10 protein-coding genes and 1 pseudogene are annotated in these 12,030 nt (G+C 40.2%); 1 reads left to right on the top strand and 10 read right to left on the bottom strand.

The genetic code is table 11. From position 1 onward, the window contains the following. Positions 1–158: 158 nt before the first annotated feature. The 10 genes and pseudogenes from ACFVSW_RS00835 to ACFVSW_RS00790 form a co-directional block, all read right to left on the bottom strand. On the bottom strand, positions 159–1,010 hold the full coding sequence (locus ACFVSW_RS00835; RefSeq protein WP_387311150.1) for a DegV family protein: 852 nt from the start codon (positions 1,008–1,010) through the stop codon (positions 159–161). 208 nt (positions 1,011–1,218) lie between these two features. Then, the gene (locus ACFVSW_RS00830; protein WP_387311148.1) at positions 1,219–1,872 is read right to left on the bottom strand and encodes a vWA domain-containing protein; all 654 of its coding nucleotides are present in this window, start codon (positions 1,870–1,872) and stop codon (positions 1,219–1,221) included. Positions 1,873–1,949: 77 nt separating this feature from the next. Continuing rightward, positions 1,950–2,947 (bottom strand): annotated as a pseudogene (locus ACFVSW_RS00825) (macro domain-containing protein). Between the two features lie 168 nt (positions 2,948–3,115). After that, positions 3,116–4,162: an ABC transporter permease gene (locus ACFVSW_RS00820; RefSeq protein ID WP_387311146.1), complete on the bottom strand. Its 1,047-nt coding sequence runs from the start codon at positions 4,160–4,162 to the stop codon at positions 3,116–3,118. An 18-nt stretch (positions 4,163–4,180) separates the two neighbouring features. Further along, entirely contained in the window at positions 4,181–5,659 is a 1,479-nt protein-coding gene (locus ACFVSW_RS00815; protein WP_387311144.1) for a sugar ABC transporter ATP-binding protein, read from the bottom strand. A 104-nt stretch (positions 5,660–5,763) separates the two neighbouring features. Further along, positions 5,764–6,738: an ABC transporter substrate-binding protein gene (locus ACFVSW_RS00810; protein WP_387311142.1), complete on the bottom strand. Its 975-nt coding sequence runs from the start codon at positions 6,736–6,738 to the stop codon at positions 5,764–5,766. A gap of 101 nt (positions 6,739–6,839) precedes the next feature. Beyond that, complete coding sequence (locus ACFVSW_RS00805) at positions 6,840–7,826, bottom strand: Gfo/Idh/MocA family protein (protein WP_387311140.1); 987 nt, start codon at positions 7,824–7,826, stop codon at positions 6,840–6,842. Then, positions 7,823–8,647, bottom strand: a complete 825-nt coding sequence (locus ACFVSW_RS00800) for a sugar phosphate isomerase/epimerase family protein (protein WP_387311138.1) — start codon at positions 8,645–8,647, stop codon at positions 7,823–7,825. Before ACFVSW_RS00800 ends, ACFVSW_RS00805 begins: the two co-directional genes overlap by 4 nt. Before the next feature lie 174 nt (positions 8,648–8,821). Beyond that, entirely contained in the window at positions 8,822–9,829 is a 1,008-nt protein-coding gene (locus ACFVSW_RS00795; RefSeq protein ID WP_387311136.1) for a Gfo/Idh/MocA family protein, read from the bottom strand. A gap of 38 nt (positions 9,830–9,867) precedes the next feature. After that, on the bottom strand, positions 9,868–10,857 hold the full coding sequence (locus ACFVSW_RS00790; RefSeq protein ID WP_387311134.1) for a LacI family DNA-binding transcriptional regulator: 990 nt from the start codon (positions 10,855–10,857) through the stop codon (positions 9,868–9,870). A 169-nt stretch (positions 10,858–11,026) separates the two neighbouring features. Between ACFVSW_RS00790 and ACFVSW_RS00785 the strand changes: the two genes are divergently transcribed. Continuing rightward, entirely contained in the window at positions 11,027–11,995 is a 969-nt protein-coding gene (locus ACFVSW_RS00785; protein WP_387311132.1) for a sugar phosphate isomerase/epimerase family protein, read from the top strand. Positions 11,996–12,030 lie beyond the last annotated feature (35 nt).

Genomic DNA, 12,030 nt, shown 5'->3' with positions numbered 1-12,030 from the left:
ATCTTTTGATAGATTTGAATAATTTAATAATAAAGGAAAATCAAATAATTGCAAACTGATTATCGATAGTAAGGGGGACCAGGGGACAGGTTCCTTGCCACAGAAAATCTAATTAAAACAATGGAAGGGAGGGACACTTACCTGTCCACCCGTCCCCACTAAACTTCTAAGCCTGCCACACCGAAGCCGCCAGGTCCAGCGTGAGTGGATATCATCGCGCCGGCTTGAATCCATTTAACATTTTTAAAACCAGTTTCTTTAGCGATTTCATCCATCCGCTGCTTGATCCTATCATCAAGTCCAATTGAATAAAGAAGATAAAGTTGTTCTCTATCAATGTCGTATTGAGTTAAATAATCCCGCATAAGTTTTTCAGTAACTACATCCATTTTCCCTCGATATTTTTTTGTTGAAACAAGATTTCCATCAATTAGTTCAATCCGCGGCTTTATTTTTAACAAAGCCCCTCCGAGATATGCTAGATTACTAACTCGTCCACCTGCTCTTAAAAAATCTAAATTTCCTGGAACGAAAGCCAGTCTTGATTTAGGAACCTTTGATTCAATCTTCTCTACAAAGCGAACAGGGTCAATCGCAGGTTCATTCTTTAACAAAGTAACCGCATACATTACAATCGCAGTTAATCCACCTGTAACGTTCAAAGCGTCAATTAGAAAAATATCATCCAATTCTTCCGATGCAATGATCGCATTTTGGAAGGAAGATGATGCCTTTGAGGTATAACCAATATGTATGATGATGCAATCAGGATAATCATTTTTTATCCTCGTAAAAAATTGGTGATATTCATGGGAATTTGTAGCCGTTGTAGAGGGTATTTTTTTGGTCCGCTCATAATAGTTATAAATATCCGTTATCGGTAACGAACCGTCTAAATAATCCTGCCCATCCATGATGACGTGCATCGGGACCACTTGAACATTATGTTTGACAGCTAATTCTTCTGGTAAATCCGCGCCACTCTCTGTCGACAAAATCAGTCTTCTCATAACCATCCCCCACTTCCATATAACAAGCCGTAACTGCTTGTTCAGCATTTTACGTTCTACTCTACCTTACATGAAAAAGGCAATAAAATACAGATTAAATGTAATATAAGGAGATAGGAAAAATGGAACAGACCGTACATGATTGGACGCATGTACGGTTCAGCAGTAGACGATGGTTCTCTTAAAAGAATCGAAAAATTTTTGTATCTTATTGATTTCTCGACCGCCGATTATAATCCCTTTCAATTTCTTCCTTCCAGCTTCGATCAATCTTTTTGCCACTGCGAAGATTCATCACGACTTCGTTTACCGCTTCATAATTTATTTGCGTTCCCGTATTATCAGCATGGTACTCCACTGCGAAGTCCTCACTGATTCCAAACCGGGCAGCGGTTGTGATGGCATCGATATTGGCTCCAAGGAACAGGAATTCCCAGCCATATTTCTCTTTTTGATACTGAACTATTTTTTTGATTTTGCTCGTTGTGAATTCACGGCTGGCATTTTCCTCTCCATCCGTTGTAATTACAAATAGAACTTTTTCCGCACGTTCATCCTCACCTGTCCTCTTTTGAACATTCACCATTTTTTGAATGGTAAAACCAATGGCATCTAGTAATGCAGTAGTACCCCCTACTTCATAATCAGCTTCCGTAATCGGGGATATTCCCTTTACATTAATTCGGTCATGTAATAATTCGTATAAGTCATTAAATATTACGGTAGTAACAATGGCTTCCCCTTCAGCTTTCTGCTGTTTCATCAGCATCGCATTATAACCGCCAATTGTATCTGCTTCAAGGCCAGCCATTGAGCCGCTTTTATCTAAAATAAACACTATTTCTGTAAAATTATTTTTCATGAATGTCATCCTCCGTTCTTTGATAAACAAAGGATAACAATAATCCGATAACAAATGGTCGCTTTGAAAGCGACATTTTAAGCACCGAGTAACGGCTGATCAAATGCAAATAAGGCTTCATTGATTTCATGAATATTGTAGTTGGCTTGCCCGATAAAGAACTCAATAATGACATCAAATTTACTGCTGCGTGACAATGTATAACCGGCGGTAGTCAGCAGAGCAATCGTTTCCTCTAAATTCAATTTTAAAGCAATGGCAAAAGCAATGGCGGTTTTCTTATGGGGGTTATATTCGACTCCATTTCGAATTTTTGAGAATAATCGCCGGTCAATATTCGCCCTTTTATATGTCTCAACATCTGTCATTTCTTTTTCATCAATTAAACGAAGCAGCCGCGTGGAAAAAGATTCATCCAATTGGTCCAACAGGTTTACTAAGGAATACTCTGCCTCTATAAGTTCTCCTGAGGAATACCAACTTCCCGCAGTTGTTCCATTATATATCGTTCTTTTCTATTTCGTTTAAAAGTGCTTTCGGCTTCCTCTACATAATGCTCATCAATATATTGATAAATAGATGTAAATAACTTTCTGCTTAAACCGAAAGATTTCTTGTCAAAAACAACAAGATAAACGAGCATGTCATGATTGAATAAAAATGAACTGATAGTGGAAACCGCAATTTGTAAGGCTTCCTCTCTTGGATAGCCATATATGCCCGTCGAAATTAACGGAAATGCAATGGATTCACATTGATGATTGTTTGCTAGTTCTAATGAGTTATAGTAAGATGCCTTTAACAGATTTGCTTCTTGATTTGAGCCTCCCTGCCAACTAGGACCTGGTGTATGAATAATATATTTTGCATCCAATTTAAATCCATCCGTAATAACGGCTTCCCCAACCTTACACTGACCTATTTGATTGCATGCTCTTTGCAACTCACTGGCACCCGCTGCTTGAAATATAGCTCCGCATACACCACCACCCATTTTCAGTGCTGTATTCGCAGCATTTACAATCGCATCTACCTTCATCTTTGTAATATCATGGCGAACAATTTCTAATGGCATAAGTTTTTCCCTTTCCCACAATACATTTACCTTTATTTTACTTTAATATTCTAGCAAACACCAAATACAAACTACTTTTGATATTAAACTTTAAATGTGCCTGGCACACAAATCGCTTAGTATATGGCGGCGCCAACTAAGTTGGGACAAGAAACCTGACCCCCGCCCCTAAGATGTTTTTTCCTTTCTTTGCAAGAGCACGGCTCCAATCACGATAATCCCTTTAAAGGCTTCTCTTAGGAAAGGCGGCACACCAAATAGATTCAATAGATTGTTCATGACAGCGATAATCAACATCCCAAAAACAGTTCCCATGATGAAGCCTCTTCCGCCCATCATGCTCGTTCCACCGACGACAGCTGCTGCAATCGCGTCCATTTCCATTCCTCTTCCAGCATTCGAAAAGTCCATCGAACCAATCCGAGAAACCTGAATGAGTGCAGCAATCGAAACAAGAAGTCCCATCAAAGCGTAGACACACCGCTTAACTTTTTCCACATTGACACCGGAAAGTTTCGCTGCTCTTTCATTGGATCCCACGGCAATGATCTGTCTTCCAAAGGTGGTTCGCTTGGACACATAGTAAAGAATATAGGCAATGATTGCCCAAAAGATTATGGGCATGATCATATAATTTCCAATTTTAAAACTAGCAATCTGTAAAAATTCCATCGGCACCTTCGGATTATACCCTTGCATGAAGTGCTGTGTAACACTTCGGAAAATCATCATCGCGCCCAATGTCACAATAAATGGAGGGACCCTCCCTTTCGTAATGGACAAACCGATGAGTGATCCCAACAAATAGCCGAAAAGCATCACTAAAATGATTGTAACGACAAACGCGGGAATTCCGGTTATTCCCAAGATTCCCAAGATACCTTTTGTACTGGTATCGAGAAGAATCATCGCAAATGCACCTGTTACAACCAAAGTAGAACCGACGGCTAAATCAATACCGCCTGTCATAATAACCAACGTCATCCCTAAAGCAATGATCCCGATACCCGCATTATTTCGCAGAATATTAACCCAGTTGTTCAACCACGATTGAAACCAGCTGCCGAACGAATCATATTCAAATCCAAGAACCAATGTCTGCAAGATGACCATAATCAAGAAGGCTATGCCTATACTAAACAACGGAACGTCGATCCATTTTGCTCGAAACCAGCTAAAAACGTTTTTATTGGATTTTACAGCTTTAGTTTCCATCCTTCGTTTCCTCCTCTCTCACATAGTCAACTGTCCACCCGTTGCAAGACTCATAATATTGTGCAGATTCATTTCCTCTCCCGCCACTTCCCCTTGAATAACACCATGGTACATGACAAGTGCGCGGTCACAAATGCGGATGATTTCCTGCCCTTCACTCGAAAGCACGACGACAGCAATGTTTTCTTCAGCCAGTTGAAGGATAATATCATAGATATCTTCTTTCGCCCCCACATCTACCCCTTGGGTCGGGTTGTCTAATATAAGCAATTTGGGGCTAGCCGAAAGCCACTTGGCTAACACAACTTTTTGTTGATTTCCGCCTGAGAGACTATTGATGCTGTCTGTCACCTTCCCCATCTTAATCCTTAGTGCCTGACGCTGTTTTTCAAAATTCTCTTCTTGCTGTTGGGTCTGAATGACACCTCGTTTTGAAAATTTTGGCCAAGTGACAATCGAGGCGTTTTCAAAAATATTCATATCCTTGATGATTCCATTTTCTTTCCGATTTCTTGGTAGATAGGCAATCCCGTGATTGATCGCCTGGGTTGTACTCTTGAAGGTTACTTCTTTACCGTTCAAGAAAATTATTCCGGATGACATTTTTTCTGCTCCAAAAATCGCTTGAAAAAGTTCGCTTCGTCCGTCACCAAGGAGTCCAGTAACGCCAAGAATTTCACCTTCTCTGATTGAAAAATCGATATTGCGAAAAGTATGTTTGTATGTAAGTCCTTCAACACGCAATACTTCATTTCCTATTCTTTTTTCTCGCAGGAGCGGTTCGGTTCTCACATCATAACCCACCATGAACCGGGCAAGGTCATCAGTCGTTACTGCATTAACCGTTCCTTCCTCCACAAGTTGTCCATCCCGGAGAACGATGAATTTCTCGCAAACCTGCATGACTTCATTCAATTTATGTGAGATGAAAATGATTCCCACTTTGCTGTTTTTCAATGTTCTCATCATGGTAAAGACGCGTTCGATTTCTTGATCCGTTAAAGAGGTCGTTGGCTCATCCATAATAATGATCGATGCCTTCATCATCATCGCCCGGCAGATTTCAACGATTTGTTTATAGGAAGCATCCAGCTCATGAACCATCGTTTTGGGATCCAGGTTTACGTTCATTTGTTTGAACACTTCTGCGGTTTCGCGAATCATTCTTTCTAGGTCAAGACTTCCTCTCTTGGTTTTTAACTCTCTCCCAAGAAACATATTTTCATAGATTGGTAAATCATTGATGAGATTCAATTCCTGATGAATGAAGGCAATACCCGCCTCCTGTGATTGTGCGGGCGTGGTGAACAGTACTTGTTTGCCATTTAAGATAATTGTCCCTTCATCCATTTGATGAACGCCGCCAAGAATATTCATCAAGGTTGATTTTCCCGCCCCATTTTCGCCAAGTAAGGCACATATCTCACCGCCTCTAAGTGTGAATGACACATCTTTAAGTACGTTGTTGCTGCCAAAAGACTTTCGAATATTTTTCATCTCGATTATTATGACAATCACATCCAGTCGTTTGTTAAAAGAGAGGCTATAGCAACTGCCATAACCCCTCCATTATTTCTGTTTTGGTCCATTATAATAATCGATTAATACGGTGACTTATCGTCAAGGAAATCCTTATAATTGGATTTATCTACGATTGTGGTCGGAATAATCGTCTCCATTTCAACCTTTTCACCCTTTAAAAGCTTAAGGGCAACATTTACAGCATCTTTCACCATCGCTGGACTATAAAGTGCCGACTCGATGAAGATATCATTATTTTCCCGAATCATTTTAAAATATTCCTGCATCCCACCGCCGCCAGTCACCACCTTAATATCAGTTCTACCCGCTTCCTTGATTGCCTGCAGGACACCAATAGAGGTTTCATCGTCCATGGAGTATACGGCATCTATCTTTGGATTTTTTGTCAAAATATCAGCAAAATCCTTCAACCCATCTTCCCGTGTAAACTGTGTTGCATAGGTGATAAGCTTCATATTTGGTGCAAGATCCTTTAATGTATCAACAAATCCTTCTTTTCTCAGTACTGAAACGGATCCTGAAGAAGGTACCTCAAGAATGGCAACTGTTCCTTCTTTCCCGATTTTATCGACAATATACTTCGCTCCTTGTATCCCCATATCCTTGTTGTCGCCAGCAACTCGGTACACGCCGTCGACATCAATCTTGATATCAAAGTTTACAAGCTTAATTCCTTCATCCAGTGCCTGCTTAATTGGCACCTCCATACCTTCCCATTGCGGGAAAGCAACAATGGCTTCCGCCCCCCATGTTTTTAAATCATCTAATTGAGCAGTCATTTCTTGGGCATTCGTACTTGTCTGAATCTTGTATTCTACCTCACCGGATAGTTCTTTTGCACGAGCTTCTGCATTATAGGCAACTGCAGCAACCCAGCCATGCGTTACCGCTGGTGCAAGAATCCCAATCTTGTGCTTTTTCGTCCCTTTGTCGTCTTTTTTACCTGGATCACTTGTTGCCTTTTCACCACATGCACTAAGCAGTGGTACCATAATCACTGCAATCAGCAACAGTAAAGAAAGAGCCTTTTTCATTCAACGAACCCCCTTAGTAGTTCTCATAATCTTCTAAAAATAGAACTTTACATAAAACCATTCATCTACAAATAAGTAACTTCTTTCCAATGATTTCACATCTATAACCGGACTTCTTTCCTTGTTTCTAAGGATTGTTGAATTGCCTTTAATAACTTTAGGGTATAGAGAACGTCGTCAAGAGGAATCACTTGGTTTTCTTGGTTCGTTTCTAAGCAATTCACAAAATACGCCAGCTCATTTTGAAAGGCATCCTCTTTTTCAATTTCGATTGAAGACTTCTTCTGGTTAGCATAATACATAAACTGATGAGTACTGTCATGAATGTTTTCAATATTTTTACCAGCAGAAATAGTAAAATCCACTGTCCCTGTGCCTGCTTGGGCTCTAAAGTTAAAAGTAAAGGTATATCCCAAAGGCATTCGCTGGGATGCTTCTACAAAGGCCTTACTTTTATTTTTAAAAGATAGGTTGGTCATCACATGATCCCAAGCCCCATATTTGTTTTTCGTCCCAACAGCATAGATAGTGTCAACCGGACCGAGCAAATAATAGACGAAATCTATATCATGGATATGGAGGTAAAATAAGGCACCGCCGCTTTTTTGAGGGTCTTGAAACCAGCAGCTCCAGGCAGGTGCCTGACCTAATCTTCTGGCATGAACGATTTCCAAATCCTTCAATTCGGTTTCGCTATATAGTTTAATTAGCTTATATTCTGGCCAAAATCGCAGCACATGCGCGACAAATAATCTCACTTTATTTTTCGTAACCGCATCAACCATTCGATTGGCAGATTCCAACGTTAAGGTTAATGGTTTTTCACAAATGATGTGTTTTCCGGCATTTGAGGCTTTGATAAGAAATTCTTCATGTAAATAGGTTGGTAAGCAGATATCGATGATATCGATTTCCTTATCATTTAGTAAATCCTCATAGTTTGTCACAAAGGATCCATTGTAATGGCTTGGAATTGCGACATCATTTCTCGTACATATTGCCGTTACTTGACAATTTTCAAGATTACGGTATGCCTCTAAATGCGTCTTACCGATAAATCCTAAACCTACTAGACCTACATTCTTCATAGCTTCCGCTTCCACGCACTGATTAGTTTGGAAAGATAGCTGAAAGATCTTTTTACACTTTGGTTTACTTCCTCAAGATTTGCGGGCCCTGATGGGGTAAATTCAATCTCAACACTAATTGGACCCTTATAGTTTGCTTTCTTCAGTATTCCAAATAGTTTAGTGAAATCGAGATCCCCTTCCCCGATAGCCGGAAAATTCCACTCGTTATATAACCCAAGCTTATCCTTCAAATGGATGAATTCCACATAATCAATGGAAGCCTCTAAATCTTCATAGGGTAAAGTATTCCCGTAAAAAATCACATTTGCCGTATCGTAATTTATTTTGACGCGATTATTAAACGACTGTACTAATTTTATTAACGAAGTGCCGGTTGGAAAGTTATGTCCGTGCGTTTCAAGAACAAGCACTTTACCCAGCTTCGCGCACTTTTCAATAATCGGTTCTAAATTCGCTACTAAAACTTTCTGATCATCAATCACATCTGCAACTTCATGGGTATCACCAGTAGCGGTGATGATATAGTTACAGTCAAATTCCACAGCCAAATCAACGCTTTTTAATAGATTAGTAATTCCTTCTTCTTTCATCACGTTACTGTGTGCACCAATACCGACGCATTTCATCCCGTAATCTCGAAGCAATTCCTTCACGCTATTCAGTTCTTTCGGCGACATTTCCGCCAAAACATGGGCGGTATGGCTCTTTACTGCGGATAATTCCATTTGAGTGAAACCTGCTTTCCTGGCTCCTTTAACCGCATCCTCTAAAGAATAACCGTGGTACGTATTCGAATTGATGGCCAGCTGTTCTAACATGACAACCCCCTTTGCATGTCATTGATGGTATTAATGAATATTACTTTAGTAATACTTTTTCTAATTCTATAGTATGAAATCCGTTACATTTATAGTATTGAAAAATAAATATCCAATTCATTACTTCAAGTATTCGTTCGTTTACCTGTGACATATGCCATAATATCCATTTTTTTAATAACCAATGATTTTCTCAATCACTTTTAGGCTTGCAAGCGCCTGCTTGCCGGTAACTGCTGTTTCTTTATTCTGAAGAATCGAATCGATAAAGGAATCAATCACACCAGTAGTGGTTTGGTTTTCATTTGTTTGCATCGGCTCTAGTTCATAATTGACCACTTCGCCATTCTTCTTTTCGATGATCAGTTGATTTTTAGGATGATGATAGATTTTGATAATCCCTTTTTGACAATAAATGGTGGTTGAATTATCTTCCAAACCGTAATAAGTCCACGAGAATGCTGCTGTTCCTAAACGACCTTTCTTCGTCTTTAAGGCACAGACAACATTGTCGCACACCTCAATGTGCTTGCCATGTTCATCGACTTTATCAAGGGCACCTTGGAATGCATGAACCTCTTCAATTTCATCAGCCAATAGATAATGGATTAAATCGATTTTATGAATGCCGAGATCACCTGCGACACCGTAATGGGACCGCTCTTTTTTAAAAAACCAAGTCTCATTCGATTTGTCTACGCCCCAGCTTTCAGGTCCTTGGTGGCCAAAAGAAGTCTTGAAGGTTAGTACCTCACCTAATTCTTTTTTCTCAATGATTTCTTTCGCTTTTTGATGGGCCTTAGTAAATCGCTGGTTATGATCCACCATTAATTTTTTGCCGGACATGGCTTGCGCTTGAAGGATTATTTCCGCAAATTCCACATTAATTGCTAAAGGCTTTTCACATAGAACGTGCTTGCCGCTTAACAACGCATGAGAAGAATTGATATGATGGGCCTCATTGGAGGAACAATCACTAATCGCCACAATCGTCGGATCAGATAATAGTTCTTCCACCGTTTCAACCGCAATGCCGCCAAAATCATTTGCCAATTCTTTTGCCCTCTCTAGTTTACGGTCAAAGAAGACGATCTCATCTACATGTGGATTTGCTTTATACTCTGGTGCATGACGGAATTTCGCAATCGAACCACAGCCAATGATCCCTACTTTTATGCCCAAAGATAATACCCCCTTCAATTCATTTCTTCTAACAACATCTATCCCATTGTGGACTCACGGATGACTAATTCGTGCTCTAAAACAATACTTTCCACTTGGTTTCCTTTTATCCGATTAATCAGCATATATGCTGCGGTACAACCCATTTTGTACATCGGCTGTGCAACGGTTGTAAGTGTGGGATTCGTCATATTGGAAAAGCTGATTTTATCAAATCCGACAACAGCGATATCATCTGGAACATGTAAACCACTTACATTGATCTCCTTTAAGGCGCCAATCGCTAAGGTATCTGATACAGCAAAAACGGCTGTTGGCCGCTCGTTTACTTGCAGCAGCCTTCTCATCGCATGAACTCCATGTTCAAATTCCAGATGCTCCGTATGATAGATCCATTCCTTACGGATAGGCAGATCAAACTCCTTTAAGGCCCTTTCATACCCTTCTCTCCGCTGGCGTGCATAGAGATAAGTTTCATCAGAATTAATCAAGGCTATTTTCTTGTTCCCTAGTTTAATCAAATGTTTCACGGCATGATAGGCAGCCAATTTATGATCTATGGTGACGTAAGGAATCGAACCGCCTTCTTCGTACTCGCTACAAAGGATAATCGAATGTTTCTCAGCTAATTCATTGAGTTTTTGCCTATTGATGGTTGGATCCATCGAAATAATTCCATCAGCCAGTTTATTTTTCACCATGTTAAAGTAAATGTTTTCACGCTCTGAATTAGAGTCTGTGGCACAGAGAAGAATGTTGTAATGGTTGGCAATCGCAATCGTTTCAATCCCCTTGATTATTTCTGTATAAAAGGGATTGGAAATACTCGGAATTAACACTAATAACAGACGACTTTCGGAGTTTCTTAGATTTCTCCCTAACATGCTCGGTTCATAGTTCAGTTCTTTAATCGCATGTTCCACTTTCAATCTTGTTTTCGAACTGACGGAGGCTACGTTATTAAGCACCCTTGAAACCGTGGCAGCGGAAACACCTGCTTTTTCAGCTACCTGTTGGATATTGGCCATGATGCTTCCCACTTTCAGTTTTAAAATTGTAATCGATTCCACGGTTAAATAAAATTCAATTCTATATATATGTCAATAGCTCTACTTTTATATCAATCTATATTGATAATAATTGCTCTATCATACTAATAGAATGGAAGTAACGGATTACAATTAAGGGGGGATTTTTATGAAGTTAGGGGTTTTTACCGTTTTGTTTTCAGATAAAAAGCTGGAGGATATGTTAGATTTCGTTGCCGCAAAAGGAATAGAAGCGGTCGAACTGGGGACTGGCGGATATCCAGGTGATGCCCATTGTAAAGTGGATGAATTATTAGCCGATGAAACAAAGCAAAGAGAATTTTTGGATCAAATCGGCAGCAGAGGACTGACGATAAGTGCATTAAGCTGTCATTCGAATCCACTACATCCGCAAGTACAAATTTCCGAGGAAGCTGATGCTCTTTTCAATAAAACCGTTCAATTGGCAAGTAAACTTGGTGTCCCTGTCGTCAATACGTTTTCCGGTTGTCCTGGTGATCATAAGGATGCAAAATATCCTAACTGGCCGATTGCTCCATGGCCAATTGATTTCCAAGAAATATTGAAATGGCAGTGGGAAGAAAAAATTATTCCGTATTGGAAAGAGAAAGCCGCCTTTGCTGATCAGCATCATGTGAAAATTGGACTAGAATTGCATGGTGGATTTTCCGTCCATACACCAGCGACACTACTGAGATTAAGGGAGGCATGCGGTCCGGCAATCGGCGCCAACCTTGATCCCAGTCATTTGTGGTGGCAAGGCATTGCCCCGGTAGAGGCGATAAAAATTTTAGGCCGTGAAAACGCCATCCACCATTTCCACGCGAAGGATACCATCATCGACCAACAAAATATGAATCGAAACGGTTTAACCGATATGACGTCCTACACGGATATGAGAAATCGCTCGTGGTATTTCCGTACAGTCGGATTTGGCCACGAACTAAAGGTATGGGCGGACATCATCAGCACGCTGCGTCTTTATGGCTATGATGATGTCATCAGCATCGAACACGAGGATGGATTAATGACTATTGAAGAAGGATTTACCAAAGCGATTCAAAATCTCCTGCCCGTTATCGTGAAAGAATCTGTTGGGGATATGTGGTGGACCTAGCTTCGTGAAAAAAATTCCTGCCCCCCGATACATTA

It is taken from the genome of Neobacillus sp. NPDC058068 (assembly GCF_042885335.1).
Taxonomy (GTDB): domain Bacteria; phylum Bacillota; class Bacilli; order Bacillales; family Cytobacillaceae; genus Neobacillus.
The sequence above is the reverse complement of the archived record's forward strand: the minus strand, read 5'-3'. Positions and strand labels throughout refer to the sequence as shown.